Below are 18,031 nucleotides of genomic sequence, written 5' to 3'. Positions count from 1 at the left end.
AAAAAACTAGAGAGGTTTTTTACTTACACGGCCGCAACAGGGCGCATGTAAGAAATTGGTGCGGTGCTGGCGTCTTCGAACGTCACGACTTCCCAGGCATCTGTCTGCTCAATCAATTTGCGCAGCAGCTGGTTGTTCAGTGCGTGGCCGGACTTGAAGCCCTTGAACTCACCAATCAGGCTATTGCCCAGCAGGTAGAGGTCACCAATTGCGTCGAGGATCTTGTGCTTCACGAATTCGTCTTCATAGCGAAGGCCGTCTTCGTTCAGTACGCCATCAGCGTCAACCACAATTGCGTTCTCAACACTGCCGCCGAGTGCGAGGTTGTGCTTGCGCAGGTACTCGATGTCACTCATGAAACCAAAGGTACGGGCGCGGCTGACTTCTTTAACGAACGAAGTGCTGGAAAAATCCACGCTTGCACTTTGGGTGCGGTCACGGAAAACCGGGTGATCGAAGTCGATCTCGAAGCTCACCTTGAAACCTTCGAAAGGGACGAAAGTGGCGCGCTTGTCGCCATCTTCCACTGTCACTTCACGCAGGATGCGGATGAATTTCTTGGCGGCGTCCTGTTCTTCCAGGCCTGCCGACTGAATCAGAAATACGAAGGGTCCAGCGCTGCCATCCATGATCGGAACTTCGGACGCGGAGAGCTCGACGTAGGCGTTATCGATGCCCAGGCCAGCCATGGCCGAGAGCAAGTGCTCCACCGTGTCCACTTTTACGTCACCGTTGACCAGCGTCGTCGACATGGTTGTCTCGCCGACATTGGCCGCACGCGCCGGGATCTCGACCACTGGATCGAGGTCGTTACGGCGAAAGACGATGCCGGTGTCGATCGGCGCAGGCTTGAGGGTCAGGTATACCTTCTCCCCGGAGTGCAGACCTACACCTGTGGCACGGATAATATTTTTCAGTGTGCGTTGTTTAATCATGGCTTGGGCCGCTTCAGCGCAAATTGCGAACTGGTATCAACAAAGGCTGGCGATGATAGCAGACCATGCCTTTGCTGAACACCAATCACCTTCATAGCCCTGATACATTTCATCAATCGGCCTGACGACGCAGGAATGCCGGGATGTCCAGGTAATCCAGATCATCTTGTGGATTCATCTTCGCGGCAGTCGCAGCACCGGCCTGAGCCTGGTTGCGCATGACGGTCGGACGGTCCAGGTCACGGTAATTCACCGCTGGAGCTTCCTGACGAACAGGGGCCTGTTGTTGTGGCTGTGGAGCCATCGAAGTGTGAACGGTATTGTCGATGACCTTCACAGGCTTCTCGATTTTAGCGCCAAGACCGGTGGCAACGACAGTCACGTGCAGCTCGTCGCGCATGTCCGGATCGATAACGGTACCGACCTTGACCATCGCGTGCTCGGATGCGAACGCCTCGATGATGCTACCCACGTCGGAGTACTCACCCAGGGACAGGTCAGGACCGGCGGTGATGTTCACCAGGATGCCGCGAGCGCCTTGCAGGTTCACGTCTTCGAGCAACGGGTTGCGAATGGCCGCTTCGGTGGCTTCGCGTGCACGGTTCGGACCGCTGGCGCAGCCAGTGCCCATCATCGCCATGCCCATTTCGCTCATCACGGTACGAACGTCGGCAAAGTCGACGTTGATCATACCCGGACGCTTGATGATGTCGGAGATACCGCGAACGGCACCGGCCAGTACATCGTCCGCCTTGGCGAAAGCCGACAGCAGGCTGGCGTCCTTACCGAGGATGGTCAGCAGCTTCTCGTTGGGAATGGTGATCAACGAGTCGACGCTTTCAGACAGCAGACGGATACCTTCGTCGGCCAGCTGCATACGCTTGCGGCCTTCGAACGGGAACGGACGGGTCACGACCGCAACGGTGAGGATCCCCATTTCCTTGGCCACTTCGGCAATGATCGGCGCAGCACCGGTACCGGTACCTCCGCCCATGCCCGTGGTGATGAACACCATGTTGGTGCCCTGCAGGACTTCGGCAATGCGCTCACGGTCTTCGAGAGCGGCCTGACGACCTACTTCAGGGTTGGCACCGGCACCCAGACCTTTGGTCACGCCGGTACCCAGTTGCAGGATGGTCCGCGCGCTGATGCTTTTCAGCGCCTGGGCATCAGTGTTGGCGCAGATGAATTCGACGCCTTCAATGTTGCTCTTGACCATATGGTTGACAGCGTTGCCGCCGCCACCGCCGACACCGATAACTTTGATTACCGGGCTTGCGGGGATGTTGTCTACGAGTTCGAACATTTTCCCTCTCCTTTCATTTCTCTAGTTTTTTCGCCTACTGCGTGCTTCGGTATTACGGTGTTGCGGTAAAGCTTTAAAAATTGCCCTGGACCCACTTCTTCAGGCGGTCCAGCAGCGGCGCCTGTGGGTCTTCGTTGCTGTAGCTGTCGCGGCTGCCGATGCCCGAGAACGAAATGCCGTCGGACTGTTTCTGCAGGCCGTACATCAACAGGCCAACGCCTGTGGAGTAAATCGGGTTGCGGACCACGTCATCCAGGCCCTTGACGCCATGAGGCACGCCCAGGCGCACCGGCATGTGGAAGATTTCCTCGGCCAGTTCAGTGGCGCCTTCCATCTTCGCGGTACCGCCGGTCAGCACGATGCCGGCCGGAATCAGGTCTTCGTAGCCGCTGCGACGCAGCTCGGCCTGGATCAGGGTGAACAGTTCGTCGTAACGCGGCTCAACCACTTCGGCCAGGGCCTGGCGGGACAGTTCGCGCGGAGGACGGTCGCCAACGCTTGGCACCTTGATGGTTTCACCGGCACCGGCCAGTTTGGCCAGGGCGCAGGCATAGCGAATCTTGATTTCTTCGGCGTACTGGGTCGGAGTGCGCAACGCCATGGCGATGTCGTTGGTCACCTGATCGCCCGCAATCGGGATCACGGCGGTGTGACGGATCGCACCTTCGGTGAAGATCGCGATGTCGGTGGTGCCGCCACCGATGTCCACCAGGCACACGCCCAGCTCTTTCTCGTCGTCGGTCAGTACCGAGTACGCCGAAGCGAGTTGCTCAAGAATGATGTCGTCAATTTCCAGACCGCAGCGACGCACACATTTTTCAATGTTTTGCGCAGCGTTGACGGCGCAGGTGACCACGTGAACCTTGGCTTCCAGACGCACGCCGGACATGCCCAGTGGCTCACGAACGCCTTCCTGGTTATCGATCACGTAATCCTGTGGCAGGGTGTGCAGCACACGCTGGTCAGCCGGGATCGCCACGGCCTGGGCGGCGTCGAGTACGCGCTCAAGGTCGGCGGAGCTGACTTCGCGATCACGAATCGCCACGATGCCGTGGGAGTTCAGGCTGCGGATGTGATTGCCGGCCACGCCGACGAATGCCGAGTGAATGCGGCAACCCGCCATCAGCTGTGCTTCTTCGATCGCGCGCTGGATCGATTGCACAGTGGACTCGATGTTCACTACCACGCCTTTTTTCAGGCCGCGGGACGGATGGGTGCCGATCCCGACGATTTCCAGCGTGCCGTCGTCCGCGACCTCGCCTACCAGCGCCACCACCTTGGAGGTGCCGATATCGAGACCGACGATCATTTTGCCGCTTTGCACGTTTGCCATGGGTCCTGCCTCTTCTTAATTCTTCGCGACAGCGGGTTGGGCTGCCGTGGGCGCTACCGGTTCCCGCCAGCCAACAGCAAGGCCGTTGGCGTAGCGCAGATCGATGCGCGCAATGTTCGTAATCTGTTCTTTAAGCGTCTTGTCATAGATGGCAATGAAGCGGCGCATCTTTTCCACCAGCTTGCCGCGCCCCAGCAGCAGTTCGATTCCAGGGCCCGCGCTGCCAGGGCCGGTGGTCAGGAACCAGCTGCCGCGTTCGCGCAGCTCCAGGCGTGCAATCGAGAAACCCATGGGTCTGAGCATCTGGCTCAGCACTTGGTATTGCTGCATCACTTGCTGCTGAGCCCGCTGTGGGCCGAACAGCTGTGGCAGGTGTTCATAGTTCGCCAGCTCGCGCGGGGTGAAGGCCTGGCCCTGGTTGTTCAACAGCGACTCATCGCCCCAACGGGCCACCGGCAGTTGTTCTTCCAGGCGGATCACCACTTGATCCGGCCACACCCGACGCACTTCGGCGTGGGCAATCCACGGCATCGTTTCCAGCTCGGTGCGCATGCTCGCCAGGTCAATGGTGAAGAAGCTCGACGCCACGAATGGCGCGATCCGCTGCTGCACCGCTTGCTGGCTGATGTAACTCAAGTCGCCCTGCACGTTGATCCTGGTGATCGGCCGGTCGGCGTAAGGCAGCAATCGCTGCGCGCCTTCGTAGGTGCCATACCCCAGCGCGACCAACAGCACTGGCCAGAACAACGCTTTGAGAAAACCAAAGTTGGCTTTCGGCAGGCGCGCAGACATCGGCTCTTTGGCCACCATACGGCTGGCACCCCGCGGCACCGGCTTGCGGCCGGTCGGTGCGGTAGGCTGATGTCTGAGCTGAGCGCCTTGCATGGTCTTAACCTCTTACCTCAACACTGGCTGCCAGAATGGCCAGAACCAATTGCTGAAAATCCAGACCGGCAGCACGGGCCGCCATCGGCACCAGGCTGTGATCGGTCATGCCCGGTGCGGTGTTGACTTCCAGGAACCAGAACTGCCCGTCGGCGTCCTGCATCACGTCTGCCCTGCCCCAACCGGCGATACCCAGCGCCTCGCAGGCTTTCGCCGTGAGGTCCATGAGTTCCTTTTCCTTGGCGCTGTCCAGCCCGCACGGAATGCGGTACTGGGTATCGTTGGCGATGTACTTGGCGTCGTAGTCGTAGAAACTGTGCGTCGTGCCCAGGGCAATTGGAGGCAACACCTGGTCACGCAGGGTGGCGATGGTGAACTCCGGACCTTGAATCCATTGCTCGACCAACACTTGCGAATCGTAGGTACTGGCCGCTTTCCATGCGTCGATCAACTCGGACGCGGAACTCACTTTGGCCATCCCGATACTTGAACCTTCATGGGCCGGTTTGACGATCAAAGGGAAGCCCAGTTCCGTCGCCGCCGAAATACAATCGGCTTCGCTGGTCAGTACCGCGTGACGTGGCGTCGGAATGCCCAGGCTGTGCCAGACCTGCTTGGTGCGCAGCTTGTCCATGGCCAGTGCCGAAGCGAGGATGCCGCTGCCGGTGTACGGAATGCCCAGGCATTCGAGCAGGCCCTGCATGCTGCCGTCTTCACCGCCACGACCGTGGAGGATGATGAAAGCACGGTCGATTTTTTCGCTCAGCAGACGCTGCAGCAGGTCATCGCCCACGTCGAGGCCGAACGCGTCCACACCGGCGCTTTGCAGCGCGTCGAGCACAGCGTTGCCGGACTTCAGGGACACTTCGCGCTCGGCACTCTTGCCACCGAACAGCACGGCGACACGGCCGAAGTCTTTCGGCGCAACGGTGGAGACGAGATTGGCGTAGGCAACAGTCATTTCAACTTCCCCTCAACCGGTGCGGCAACGGCACCGGCAAACAGCTCACTTTTCAACAATTTCGGTGCAAGACCGCCGATATCACCGGCGCCCTGGCACAGCAGGATGTCACCGGCACGCAGCAACGGCTTGACCACAGGCGCGAGGTCGACACCGCGTTCGATGTAGATCGGGTCGAGCTGGCCGCGCTGGCGGATGCTGTTGCACAGCTTGCGGCTGTCGGCACCCGGAATCGGTTCTTCACCCGCCGGGTAGACTTCCATCAACAGCAGCACGTTGGCATCGGCCAGCACATTGACGAAATCGTCGTACAGGTCGCGGGTGCGGCTGTAGCGGTGCGGCTGGTAAATCATCACCAGGCGGCGCTCCGGCCAGCCACCGCGCACGGCCTTGATCACGGCGGCGACCTCGGTCGGGTGGTGACCGTAGTCGTCGACCAGCATCACGCTACCGCCATCCACCGGCAGTTCGCCGTAGACCTGGAAGCGTCGGCCGACGCCCTGGAACCCGGACAGGCCCTGGACAATGGCTTCATCGCTGACACCCTCATCCGTGGCGATGCAGATGGTTGCCAGTGCATTGAGCACGTTGTGGTTGCCCGGCATGTTCACCGAAACATCCAGCGGTTCGCGGTCCGGACGCAGCACGGTGAAAAAGGTTTGCATGCCTTGCTGGCGCACATTGATCGCACGCACGTCGCAGTCGTCGCCGAAGCCATAGGTCACGGTCGGACGCTTGACCTGCGGCAGGATTTCACGCACCACCGGATCGTCCAGGCACATCACGGCCAGACCGTAGAACGGCAGGTTGTGGAGGAACTCGACGAAGGTTTTCTTCAGTTTGTTGAAGTCGCCGCCGTAGGTCGCCATGTGATCGGCGTCGATGTTGGTGACCACAGCCACCAGCGGCTGCAAGTGCAGGAAGCTGGCATCGCTTTCGTCGGCTTCGGCGATCAGGTAGCGGCTGGTGCCAAGCTGGGCATTGGTGCCCGCGGCATTCAGACGGCCACCGATGACGAACGTCGGGTCCAGACCACCGGCAGCGAACACCGAAGCGATCAGGCTGGTGGTGGTGGTTTTGCCATGGGTACCGGCGACGGCGATGCCGTGGCGATAGCGCATCAGCTCAGCCAGCATTTCTGCACGCGGCACCACCGGAATACGGCGCTCCAGCGCGGTGGCGACTTCCGGGTTGGACGTGTTCACGGCGCTCGACACCACTAGCACATCGGCGGAGGCAGCGTTCTCGGCACGGTGGCCGATGAAGATTTGTGCGCCGAACGATTCCAGACGCTCGGTCACCGGCGAAGCCTTCAAGTCGGAACCGGACACTTCATAGCCCAGGTTCAACAACACTTCAGCAATCCCGCACATGCCCACACCGCCGATACCGACGAAGTGGATGCGACGGATGCGGCGCATTTCCGGTTGCGGCATGGCTTTCTGATTCTCAACCATGGGCCACCTCCAGGCAGGTATCGACCACGTTGCGCGTGGCATCGGGTTTGGCCAGGCGGCGGGCCGCGGTCGCCATATCGTTGAGTCGTTGTGGTTGCATCAAGACCTCTGTCAGGCGAGCGGCAAGATCCGCTGCGCCAGTCGTTCTTTGCGGCATCAGGAAGGCTGCGCCTTCACGGGCCAAATAATCGGCGTTGCGGGTCTGGTGATCGTCGATCGCATGGGGCAAAGGCACCAGCATCGAGGGCAGACCGGCAGCAGCCAGTTCACTGATGGTCAGCGCGCCTGCGCGACAGACCACCAGGTCGGCCCAGCCATAGGCGTGGGCCATGTCTTTGATGAAGGGCTGCACCTGCGCCTCGACGCCAGCCGCGCGATAGCGCTCTGCGGTCACTTCATCGTGGTTTTTGCCGGCCTGATGGAACACGTCCGGGCGCAAGTCGACGGCGACTTGCGACAGGGCTTCAGGCAGCAACTTGTTCAACGGCTCTGCGCCAAGGCTTCCGCCCAGGATCAGCAAACGCGCCTTGCGACCGGCCAGGGCAGGTCGCGGTGTTTCGAGGAACAGCTCGGTGCGCACCGGGTTACCGGTGGTTCGACGGCTGTTCGACAGGGTAAAGGTGTCGGGGAACGCTTCACAGACTCGAGCGGCCAACGGCACCAGCAACCGATTGGCGGTACCGGCCACGGCGTTCTGCTCGTGAACGATCACCGGTACGCCGGTCAATTTGGCCGCAACGCCTCCAGGTCCGGTCACATAACCGCCAAAACCCACCACGCAGGCCGGCTTCAGCTGGCGAATGATCGCCCGCGCCTGCCAGACCGACTTCATCAACATGAACGGTGCCTTGAGCAGGGACAACTTGCCCTTGCCACGCAAGCCACTGGCGTTGATCCGATGCAGCTCGATACCGGCCGCCGGGACCAGGTCGTTTTCAATGCCGCGCGGTGTGCCCAGCCAATGCACGGTGTAACCGCGCGCCTGGAACTCGCGGGCACAGGCCAGCGCCGGGAACACGTGGCCACCGGTGCCGCCCGCCATGATCAAGACGTTAGCGCCCATGGTTCGGCTCCTCGGCGAAGTCGCTCTCATGGAACTCCATCTCTTCACTGCCCAGGTGGGTTCGACTCTCCCACTCAATGCGCAGCAACAAGCCGAGACAGGCACAGCAGATCACCAACGAACTACCGCCATAACTGAGGAACGGCAGCGTCAGGCCTTTAGTCGGAAGCAGGCCGACGTTCACACCGATGTTGATCAGGAACTGACCAATCCACAGGAACGACAAACCGTAGGCCACATAGGCCGCGAAGAACTGTTTGGCCTTCTCGGCCCACAAGCCGATGTACATGCCACGAATACAGACAAACACGAACAACGCGACAGTGCACAGCGAACCTACGGCGCCCAGCTCTTCGGCCAGGACCGAGAACACGAAGTCGGTGTGGGCTTCCGGCAAGTAGAACTGTTTCTGCACGCTGTTACCCAGGCCCACGCCCAGCCACTCACCGCGACCAAACGCGATCAGTGCTTGTGACAACTGATAGCCCGCGCCGAACTGGTCAGCCCACGGGTCGGCAAAGTTGGTCAGACGCGCCATTCGATACGGCTGCATTTGAATCAACGCCACCACCGCGCCGACGGCCAGCACCACCATCAGGGAGAAACGGAACAGCCCGACGCCGCCAAGGAACAGCATCGCCGCCGCCGCCCCCATCATCACGACGGTGGCACCAAAGTCCGGTTCCATCAGCAGCAGACCTGCCATCGGCAGCAGTACGATGAACGGCTTGAAGAAGCCCATCCAGCTTTCACGCACCTCTTTCTGGCGACGCACCAGATAGCCCGCGAGGTAGATCACCACAAACACCTTGGCGATCTCGGATGGCTGAACGTTGAAGAAGCTGAAACCGATCCAGCGCATCGAACCGTTCACTTCACGGCCGATCCCCGGAATGATCACCATCACCAGCAGACCGAACGCGCCCAGCAGCATCAGCCAACCCAGGCGTTGCCAGGTGGCGAGCGGAATCATCATGGTGACAATGCAGGCACCCAGGCCCAGCACCACATAAATAAGGTGACGCATCATGTAATACAGGGCACTGCCTGATTGCACCGCGCCCACTTCGGTGGAGGCCGAAGCGATCATGATCAGACCCAGGCCGAGTAACGTCAGGCAACCGGCCAGCATCGGAAAATCGAGGTCGATGCCACGTCCGGTGATGAGCGGCGATGGATACGGCTTGATGATGTTTTTCAGGCTCATGCCAGATCCTCCACTGCACGGACGAACTGGTGACCACGGTCTTCGTAATTTTTGAACATGTCAAAACTGGCGCAGGCCGGCGACAGCAGCACGGCATCGCCCGGCAGGGCAACGGCGCGGCATTGCTCGACAGCTTCCGCCAGCGAACCGACACGGATCAGCGGTACGCCATCGCCAATGGCCTCGCCGATCTTGTCAGAGTCGCGGCCCATCAGGATTACGGCTCGGCAGTTGGCCGCCACCGGATCTCGCAGGTCCTTGAACTCGGCACCCTTGCCATCGCCACCGGCGATCAGCACGAGCTTGCCGTCGATGTCCGCGCCCAGGCCTTCGATGGCTGCCAGTGCGGCGCCAACGTTGGTGGCTTTGGAATCGTTGTAATAACTCACGCCATCGAGGTCACGGACCCACTGGCAGCGATGCTCAAGGCCGGCGAACGTGCGCAGGCTCGATAACATGGCATCGAACGGCAGGCCGACCGCATGACCCAGGGCCAGGGCTGCCAACGCATTGGACTGGTTATGGGCACCGCGAATCTTCAATTCGCGCACCGGCATCAGGTTCTGGAATTCGAAGGCCAGGTACTTCTCGCCATCTTCTTCGCGAATGCCGAAAGCCTTGAAGTCGGGTTTGCTCAAGCCGAAGGTCCAGCACGGCTGGCCCTCGCCCATCAGCGGACGGCTCAGCGCATCCTGACGGTTGACCACGAACTGTTTGGCGCCACGGAAGATCCGGTGCTTGGCCAGGTGATAGGCCGGCAGACCGCTGTAGCGGTCCATGTGGTCTTCGCTGACGTTGAGCACGGTCGCCACTTCGGCGTTGAGCTGATCGGTGGTTTCCAGTTGGAAACTCGACAGTTCCATCACGTACAACTCGATGTCGTCGCTGAGCAAGTCCAGCGCCGGCGTACCGAGGTTGCCACCCACGGCGACACGCTTGCCGGCCGCAGCCGCCATCTCGCCGACCAGGGTGGTCACGGTGCTTTTCGCATTGGAACCGCTGATGGCCACGATCGGCGCCTTCGCGTGACGCGCGAACAGCTCGATGTCACCGGACAATTTCACGCCACGGGCAGCGGCAGCCTGCAGGGCCGGGGTCGCCAGCGCCAGACCGGGGCTCACGTAGAGCTCGTCGGCACGGCACAGGAATTCGACGTCCAGCTCGCCACAACGCACTTCCACATGCGGGTAGTCACGCTTGAGCGTGGCCAGTTCCGGTGGATTTTCCCGCGTATCGGCCACGGCAAACGCCACGCCCCGGTTCGCCAGGAAGCGAACCAGGGACATGCCGCTCTTGCCGAGGCCGACAACGATGCGGAAGTGGTCAGAAGCGATCAGAGACACGAGTTTCTACCTCAGCTTCAGGGTGGCAAGGCCAACCAGCACGAGAATCACGGTGATGATCCAGAAACGGACGATCACACGCGGCTCAGGCCAGCCCTTGAGTTCAAAGTGGTGGTGAATCGGTGCCATGCGGAACACACGGCGACCGGTCAGCTTAAAGGAGGCAACCTGAATGACGACTGACAGGGTCTCCATCACGAACACGCCGCCCATGATGAACAGGACGATTTCCTGACGGACGATCACGGCGATGGTGCCCAGGGCCGCGCCCAGCGCCAGTGCGCCAACGTCACCCATGAAGACTTGCGCCGGGTAGGTGTTGAACCAGAGGAAACCCAGGCCCGCACCAATCAGTGCGCCGCAGAACACGATCAGCTCGCCCGCGCCCGGCACATAAGGAATCAACAGGTATTCGGCGAATTTCACGTTACCCGACAGGTAGCAGAAAATACCCAGGCCACCGCCGACCATCACGGTCGGCATGATCGCCAGACCGTCGAGGCCGTCGGTCAGGTTGACCGCGTTGCTCGAGCCGACAATCACGAAATAGGTCAGGACGATAAAACCGGCACCCAACGGAATGCTGTAGTCCTTGAGCATCGGCAGGATCAGGGTGGTTTCAACCGGCGTGGAGGCGGTCATATAAAGGAAGATCGCAGCGCCCAGGCCGAACACCGATTGCCAGAAATACTTCCAGCGGCTCGGAAGGCCGCGGGAATTCTTCTCGATCACCTTGCGATAGTCATCGACCCAGCCGATGGCGCCGAACAGCAAGGTCACCAGCAACACAACCCAGACGTAGCGGTTGCTCAGGTCTGCCCACAGCAGGGTGCTGACACCGATGGACGACAGGATCAGCGCGCCACCCATGGTCGGGGTGCCCGACTTCGACAGGTGCGATTGCGGGCCATCGTTACGAACGGACTGGCCGATCTGACGGTTCTGCAAAGTGCGGATCATCCACGGGCCATAGCACAGCGACAAAACCAGCGCGGTCAGTACACCGAGAATCCCGCGCAGGGTCAGGTACTGAAAGACCGCGAAGCCTTTGTAGAACTGTTGCAGATACTCCGCTAGCAGCAGCAGCATTAATGTTTCTCCAGGCTGGTCCCGCACAAAGCGGCAACGATGTTTTCCATCGCGGCGCTGCGCGAGCCCTTGATCAAAATGGTGGTGTTTGTATCTTGCTCGGCGCCCAGGGCCTTGATCAGTTCAGCCTGAGTGCTGAAGTGAAAAGCCTGTGGACCGAAAGCGTTGACGGCGTGAACCATCATTGGTCCGACCGCGTACAGCGCAGAAACCTTGCCACGGGCGTACTCGCCCACGTCGCGGTGCCCCTGCTCCGCCCAGTCGCCCAACTCGCCGATATCCCCGAGCACCAGAACGGTGCGGCCGGAAAAGCCGGCGAGTATATCAACGGCGGCGCACATCGAGGTGGGGTTCGCGTTGTAAGTGTCATCGATCACGCGCATGCCATTGGTGGCCAGTTGCGCGACGGTTCGCCCCTTGACCGGTTGCACCGCGCCAAGGCCGGTGGCGATGCCGAACAGCGATACACCCAACGCATGGGCAGCGGCGGCGGCGGCCATGGCGTTGGCGACGTTATGGGTGCCGAGCAGGTTCAGTTGAACACGCTCCACACCTTCTGGGCTGTGCAGGTTGAATGACGGGCAACCGCGAGCATCCGTGGCCAGATCACTGGCGTAGAAATCGGCGCTGACATTGCTCAACGCGAATGTCAGCACTTTGCGATCACCGGCGCGCGCCTTCCAGATACCAAACGCCTTGTCGTCGAGATTGAGAACGGCGACGCCATCGGCATCCAGCCCTTCAATAATCTCGCCCTTGGCTTCGACGATTTTTTCCGGACCGCCGAACTCGCCAACATGGGCAGTGCCGGCGTTGTTGAGAATGGCCACGTGCGGCTTGGTCATGCCGACGGTGTAGGCAATTTCGCCCAGGCGCGAAGCGCCCAGTTCGATCACGGCAGCGGTGTGCTCCGACGCCAGCTCGAGCAGGGTCAGCGGAACGCCGAGGTCGTTGTTCAGGTTGCCACGGGTCGCCAGTACCGCACCGCGCGTACGCAGGATGCTGGCCAGCATTTCCTTGACCGTGGTCTTGCCGCTGGAACCGGTCACGGCGGCGACGGGCTGGGTGAACGCGGCGCGGTTCAACGCACCGAGATGCCCCAAAGCCTCACGGGTGTCCCCGACCAGCAATTGTGGCAGCGTGCTGTCGGCGACTTCGCGCTCAACCAATGCCGCCACGGCGCCTTTGGCCGCGACATCATTCAGATAGTCATGACCGTCGAAGCGAGGGCCGGTCAGCGCGATGAACAGCTGACCCGGCTTGATCGCACGGCTGTCGATGCTGACGCCGTCGAAGCTGGCATCGCTACCGACCAGGCGAGCATTCAGTGCGCCGGTCAGTTCGCTCAATTTCAGGGCCTTAAGCATGGGCCACCTCCCACGCGGTCAGGGCATGATCGGCCTCGACCAGATCGGAGAAAGCGTGACGCTCGCCATTGATTTCCTGATAGTCCTCATGACCTTTGCCGGCCAGCACGATCACGTCATCCGCCGAAGCGCCAGCGATCAACTGCGCAATTGCCTGGCCACGACCAGCCACGAACGTCACCTTATCCACAGCGGTGAAACCGGCACGGATGTCGTCGAAAATCACTGCCGGGTCTTCAGTACGCGGATTGTCATCGGTGACGAGTACGCCATCGGCCAGACGCTCGACCACTTCGGCCATCAGCGGACGCTTGCCGCGATCGCGGTCGCCGCCACAGCCGAACAGGCACAGCAACCGGCCCTTGGCATGAGGGCGCAGTGCCAGCAACACCTTCTCCAGCGCATCCGGCGTGTGGGCGTAATCCACCACCACCAACGGCTGCGAACCGCCGCCCAGGCGCTGCATGCGCCCGGCCGGGCCTTCGAGTTTCGGCAACACCTTGAGAATTTCGTCCAGCGCGTAATCCAGGCCGAGTAACGCGCCCACCGCCGCGAGCACATTGCTCAGGTTGAAGCGACCCAGCAAGGCGCTGCGCAACAGATGCTCACCTTGAGGCGTGACCAGCGTGGCACGCACGCCTTCGTCGTCAAACTGCGCTGTCCGGCAATAGAGGTAGGCGCTGGAGTCTTCGAGGCTATAGGTGATCAACCGCGACTCACGCTTGTCAGCGGCGAGTTGCCGACCGAATTCGTCATCCAGGTTAACCACCCGGCATTTCAAATCGTTCCAGGTAAACAGCTTGGCCTTGGCTTCGCCGTAGGCCTGCATGGTGCCGTGGTAATCCAGGTGATCGCGAGACAGGTTAGTCATCACGGCCACGTCGAACGCCAGGGCAGTCACGCGCCCCTGGTCCAGACCATGGGAGGAGACTTCCATGGCGACGGCTTTGGCGCCGGCCTTTTTCAGGTCAGCCAGGGTCGCTTGCACGGCAATCGGATTCGGCGTGGTGTGCAGACCGCTTTCCAGGGCACCGTAAAAACCGGAGCCCAACGTGCCGACGAGGCCGCAGTGCTGGCCGAGCAGGTCCAGCGCCTGGGCGACCAAGTTAGTGACGCTGGTCTTGCCGTTGGTGCCGGTCACGCCAACCATGTTCAGGTGATGGCTTGGCTCACCATAGAATCGCCCGGCGATGTCCGACAGCTGAGCCGCCAGACCTTTGACCGGAATCAGCGGCACCTCAGTGATCGGCAGCACCGTGGCGCCTTCCACTTCATAAGCCACCGCAGCCGCACCGCGCGCAAGCGCATCGGCGATGTGTGCACGACCATCGAATTTGCCGCCCGGCACCGCGAGGAACAGGTCCCCTGCGCGTACGTTGCGGCTGTCCAGCGCCAATTCACGGATCAACAGATCGTGACCTGCGTGGGGGAAAATCTTGTTCAGACTTAAAGACATCAGCCGCGCCCTCCATTGGCTTTCGGTGGAACGACCGGCGTTGCGTTCGCTTGTTGAGTCGGTGGCAGGTTGTCCGGCGTGACGTTCATCAGGCGCAGGGTGCCGGACATCACACGGCTGAACACCGGCGCCGATACCAGGCCACCGTAGTAACCGGCCTTGGTCGGTTCATCGATCACCACCACGATGGCGTAACGCGGATCGCTCATCGGGCCGAAACCGGCGAACAGCGAGCGATAGGAATTTTCGGCGTAGCCTTTGGTGCCGACCGACGTTTTACGCGCCGTACCGGACTTGCCGCCCACGTGATAGGCCGGCACTTGCGCACGGAATACACCACGCGGTGCTTCGATCACTTGTTGCAGCATGGTCTGCATGGTTTTCGCGACGTGTTCCGGCAGTACCTGAGTGGTTTGCGGGGCTTTGTCGGTCTTGATCAGTGTCAGTGGTGCGAGACGGCCGTTGTTGGCCAAGGCCGAGAAGGCATGGACCAACTGGATCGCTGTCACGGAAATACCGTAGCCATAAGACAGCGTGGCGGTCTCGGCCTTGCGCCACTCACGGTAGTTCGGCAGGTTGCCGACGCGCTCACCCGGGAAGCCCAGGCCGGTGTCCTGGCCGAGGCCGACTTTCTGCGCCAGGCGGTAAATGGTTTCGCCGCCAATGTCGAAGGCGATCTTACTCATGCCGACGTTACTGGAGTTGATCAGAATGCCGGTCAGGTCGAGCACCGGACCTTCGGTCTTCGATACGTCGCGAATGGTGTATTTACCCAACTGCAAAGTGCCCGGATAAACTTCAACCGTATCGGTCGGCTTCCAGCGCCCGCTTTCGATCGCGGCGCTCATGGAGATCGCCTTCATGGTCGAACCCGGCTCGAACACGTCGATCATCGCGCGGTTGCGCATCATCGCCGGTTGCAGGTTGCGGCGGTTGTTGGGGTTGTAAGTCGGCTGGTTGACCATGGCGAGGATCTCGCCGGTCTTGACGTCCATGATCACCAGGCTGCCGGCCTTGGCACCGTTCTCGATGATCGCGTTGCGCAGTTCGCGGTTGGCCAGGTATTGCAGACGCAGGTCAATGGACAACGCCAAGGGCTTACCGGCCTTGGCGTTTTTGGTGACCTGGACATCCTTGATCAACCGGCCGCGCCGGTCCTTGATGACCTGACGTTTGCCGGGGACCCCGGCCAGCCATTCTTCATAGGCCAGTTCGACCCCTTCACGACCGTGATCGTCAATGTCGGTGAATCCGACCATATGGGCGGTGACTTCACCGGCCGGGTAGAAACGGCGGAACTCTTCGATGCCATAAACGCCCGGCACTTTCAGATCAAGCACAGCCTGACCCTGCTCAGGCGTCAGCCCGCGCACCAGATAAATGAATTCTTTGTTGGCCTGGGCTTCAAGACGTTCGGCCAGGGCTTTCGGGTCCTGCCCCAAGGCAGATGCCAGTGCCGGCCACTTCTCTTTGGCCGTCTGCATTTCCTTGGCATTGGCCCACAGGGTGGTGACCGGTGTACTCACGGCCAAAGGCTCGCCGTTACGGTCGGTGATCAGACCACGGTGAGCCGGAATGGGAATATGACGAACACTTCGCGCATCGCCCTGACCTTTAAGGAAGGCACGGTCGACCACTTGCAAATCGATAATGCGCCAAGCAATCGCCGCCACCATGACGCCGAGCAAGCCCAGTACCAGACGGAACCGCCACGGGAAGAGCGCGCCTTCGAGTTTCATCATGGCGCCACCATCTGCACTTCGGCGGCGCCAGGAATGCGCATTTTCAGTTGTTCGGTGGCCAGCACTTCGATACGACTGTGGGCCGTCCAGGTGCTCTGTTCAAGAATCAACCGGCCCCATTCGGCCTGCGCCTTGTCACGCACGCTCAACTCGCCGTACAGCGAGTTCAGCAACTGGCGATTCCAGTGAGCGCTGTAAGACACGCCGATGGCCGACACGAGCACGCCGATAAACAGCAGCAGCATGAAAAAGCTTCCGCCGGGCAGTGGCTTGGCGAAAAGCTTACTCACCGCAGCTTCTCCGCCACACGCATGACAGCGCTACGGGAACGTGGGTTGGCTTTGAGTTCGGCGTCGGAGGCCGTCTGCGCTTTGCCATGGACTTTGATTTTGGGTTCGAACGCTACGTGTCGAACCGGCAGGTTGCGCGGCAGGTTGTCGGCTTCGCCTTTCACCAGTTTGCGCATGAACAGTTTGACGATGCGGTCTTCCAGCGAGTGGAAGCTGATGACCACCAGGCGCCCGCCCACTTCCAGGCAATCCAGCGCGGCTTCGAGGCCGGTTTCCAGATCACCCAGTTCGTTGTTGACGTGAATACGCAAACCCTGGAAGGCGCGGGTGGCCGGATTCTTGCCTTTTTCCCATGCCGGGTTGGCGACTTTCAGGACTTCCGCCAGATCAGCGGTGCGCTCGAACGGTTTGATGTCGCGACGCTCGGCCACGGCTCGAGCCATGCGACCGGAGAAACGCTCTTCGCCGTACTCCTTGAACACCCGGGCAATTTCTTCCGCCGGTGCGGTGTTGACGAATTCGGCGGCGCTGATCCCGCGGGACGGGTCCATGCGCATGTCCAGCGGGCCGTCATTCAGGAAACTGAAGCCGCGTTCAGGATCGTCGAGTTGCGGGGAAGACACGCCGAGGTCGAGCAGAATACCGCTGACCTTGCCATGCAACCCACGCGCAGCGACTTCGGCACCGAGCTCGGCAAAACTGCGCTGTACAACGACAAAGCGGCCGTCTTCGGCCGCTAGCGTCTGCCCGGTGGCAATCGCTTGAGGATCTTTATCGAATCCGAGCAACCGACCCTCGGCGCCGAGCTGGCTGAGGATCAACCGACTGTGCCCGCCGCGCCCGAACGTGCCATCCAGATAGCAGCCATCAGGGCGTACGGCGAGAGCCTCGACGGCTTCGTCAAGCAGTACGGTGATGTGGTTAAAGCCGCTATCAATAGTCACAGGATCAAATCACGCAGTTCATCAGGCATAGCGCCCGGTTGTTGAATAGCAGCCAGGTCAGCAGCAGAAACCGCATTCCAGGCATCCTCGTCCCACAATTGGAACTTGTTCAGTTGGCCTACCAACATCGCGCGCTTATCCAACTTGGCATATTCACGAAGACGCGGCGGAACCAGAAAACGACCACTGCCATCGAGCTCGAGGTCGACGGCATTACCAATCAGTAAGCGTTGCAGGCGGCGGTTCTCTTCGCGAAGCGAAGGCAGTGCGCGCAGTTTGGTTTCAATAATTTCCCACTCGTCGAGTGGGTAAACACACAAACATGGATCAACGGCATCAATCGTGACAATCAACTGACCGGAACTACGCGAATCGAGCTCGTCACGGTACCGGCTCGGCATAGCGAGTCGGCCCTTTGCATCGAGACTGATAGCGTTGGCTCCACGAAACACGTCAGCGTTTCTCCAAATTCTAGCGTTTTGAGTTTAAAAAACCCACTTTATGCCACTTTCCGCCACTTGCGCACACTATAGGAATGCGCCCACCACACCGTCAAGGCGCGGATCAAAGGAAAAGCCTTACAGAACTGAGATTTAGGAGCATAAAAGGAGGGGTAACGAAAATCTGGCAGGTGAATCGGCCCAATAACTTGA

Annotated in this window: 16 protein-coding genes; all 16 read right to left on the bottom strand. The window is 60.6% G+C overall.

Going from position 1 to position 18,031, the window contains the following annotated elements; genetic code table 11:
• Nucleotides 1-23 precede the first annotated feature (23 nt).
• Nucleotides 24-935: a UDP-3-O-acyl-N-acetylglucosamine deacetylase gene (gene lpxC, locus CKW19_RS05535; protein ID WP_053154975.1), complete on the bottom strand. Its 912-nt coding sequence runs from the start codon at nucleotides 933-935 to the stop codon at nucleotides 24-26.
• Between the two features lie 112 nt (nucleotides 936-1,047).
• A complete protein-coding gene (gene ftsZ / locus CKW19_RS05530) occupies nucleotides 1,048-2,241 on the bottom strand; it encodes a cell division protein FtsZ (protein ID WP_095056974.1) in 1,194 nt (397 codons plus the stop codon).
• A 73-nt stretch (nucleotides 2,242-2,314) separates the two neighbouring features.
• A complete protein-coding gene (gene ftsA, locus CKW19_RS05525; RefSeq protein ID WP_095056973.1) occupies nucleotides 2,315-3,574 on the bottom strand; it encodes a cell division protein FtsA in 1,260 nt (419 codons plus the stop codon).
• Nucleotides 3,575-3,589: 15 nt separating this feature from the next.
• Entirely contained in the window at nucleotides 3,590-4,459 is an 870-nt protein-coding gene (locus tag CKW19_RS05520; protein ID WP_095056972.1) for a cell division protein FtsQ/DivIB, read from the bottom strand.
• 4 nt (nucleotides 4,460-4,463) lie between these two features.
• On the bottom strand, nucleotides 4,464-5,420 hold the full coding sequence (locus tag CKW19_RS05515; RefSeq protein ID WP_095056971.1) for a D-alanine--D-alanine ligase: 957 nt from the start codon (nucleotides 5,418-5,420) through the stop codon (nucleotides 4,464-4,466).
• Nucleotides 5,417-6,877 (bottom strand): UDP-N-acetylmuramate--L-alanine ligase, encoded by a 1,461-nt coding sequence (murC, locus tag CKW19_RS05510; RefSeq protein WP_095056970.1) that lies wholly within the window; start codon nucleotides 6,875-6,877, stop codon nucleotides 5,417-5,419. The genes CKW19_RS05515 and murC overlap by 4 nt, the downstream gene beginning before the upstream one ends.
• Nucleotides 6,870-7,940: an undecaprenyldiphospho-muramoylpentapeptide beta-N-acetylglucosaminyltransferase gene (gene murG, locus CKW19_RS05505; RefSeq protein WP_095056969.1), complete on the bottom strand. Its 1,071-nt coding sequence runs from the start codon at nucleotides 7,938-7,940 to the stop codon at nucleotides 6,870-6,872. The genes murC and murG overlap by 8 nt, the downstream gene beginning before the upstream one ends.
• Entirely contained in the window at nucleotides 7,930-9,147 is a 1,218-nt protein-coding gene (ftsW, locus tag CKW19_RS05500; RefSeq protein WP_095056968.1) for a putative lipid II flippase FtsW, read from the bottom strand. Before ftsW ends, murG begins: the two co-directional genes overlap by 11 nt.
• Nucleotides 9,144-10,490, bottom strand: a complete 1,347-nt coding sequence (murD, locus tag CKW19_RS05495; protein WP_095056967.1) for a UDP-N-acetylmuramoyl-L-alanine--D-glutamate ligase — start codon at nucleotides 10,488-10,490, stop codon at nucleotides 9,144-9,146. The genes ftsW and murD overlap by 4 nt, the downstream gene beginning before the upstream one ends.
• 6 nt (nucleotides 10,491-10,496) lie before the next feature.
• A complete protein-coding gene (gene mraY, locus CKW19_RS05490; protein ID WP_090286123.1) occupies nucleotides 10,497-11,579 on the bottom strand; it encodes a phospho-N-acetylmuramoyl-pentapeptide-transferase in 1,083 nt (360 codons plus the stop codon).
• On the bottom strand, nucleotides 11,579-12,946 hold the full coding sequence (murF, locus tag CKW19_RS05485; RefSeq protein WP_095056966.1) for a UDP-N-acetylmuramoyl-tripeptide--D-alanyl-D-alanine ligase: 1,368 nt from the start codon (nucleotides 12,944-12,946) through the stop codon (nucleotides 11,579-11,581). The genes mraY and murF overlap by 1 nt, the downstream gene beginning before the upstream one ends.
• Entirely contained in the window at nucleotides 12,939-14,402 is a 1,464-nt protein-coding gene (locus CKW19_RS05480; RefSeq protein WP_095056965.1) for a UDP-N-acetylmuramoyl-L-alanyl-D-glutamate--2,6-diaminopimelate ligase, read from the bottom strand. Before CKW19_RS05480 ends, murF begins: the two co-directional genes overlap by 8 nt.
• Nucleotides 14,402-16,141: a penicillin-binding protein 2 gene (locus tag CKW19_RS05475; RefSeq protein ID WP_177408779.1), complete on the bottom strand. Its 1,740-nt coding sequence runs from the start codon at nucleotides 16,139-16,141 to the stop codon at nucleotides 14,402-14,404. Before CKW19_RS05475 ends, CKW19_RS05480 begins: the two co-directional genes overlap by 1 nt.
• Nucleotides 16,141-16,434: a cell division protein FtsL gene (gene ftsL / locus CKW19_RS05470; protein WP_095056963.1), complete on the bottom strand. Its 294-nt coding sequence runs from the start codon at nucleotides 16,432-16,434 to the stop codon at nucleotides 16,141-16,143. The genes CKW19_RS05475 and ftsL overlap by 1 nt, the downstream gene beginning before the upstream one ends.
• Nucleotides 16,431-17,378 carry a 16S rRNA (cytosine(1402)-N(4))-methyltransferase RsmH gene (gene rsmH, locus CKW19_RS05465; protein WP_371856322.1) on the bottom strand — a complete coding sequence of 316 codons (948 nt, stop codon included), beginning with the start codon at nucleotides 17,376-17,378 and terminating at the stop codon, nucleotides 16,431-16,433. The genes ftsL and rsmH overlap by 4 nt, the downstream gene beginning before the upstream one ends.
• Nucleotides 17,375-17,830: a division/cell wall cluster transcriptional repressor MraZ gene (gene mraZ / locus CKW19_RS05460; protein WP_007917012.1), complete on the bottom strand. Its 456-nt coding sequence runs from the start codon at nucleotides 17,828-17,830 to the stop codon at nucleotides 17,375-17,377. The genes rsmH and mraZ overlap by 4 nt, the downstream gene beginning before the upstream one ends.
• Between the last annotated feature and the right edge of the window lie 201 nt (nucleotides 17,831-18,031).

This window comes from Pseudomonas sp. Irchel s3f7, from assembly GCF_900187615.1.
Classification (GTDB): domain Bacteria; phylum Pseudomonadota; class Gammaproteobacteria; order Pseudomonadales; family Pseudomonadaceae; genus Aquipseudomonas.
This window is presented reverse-complemented; position numbering and strand designations above follow the sequence as displayed.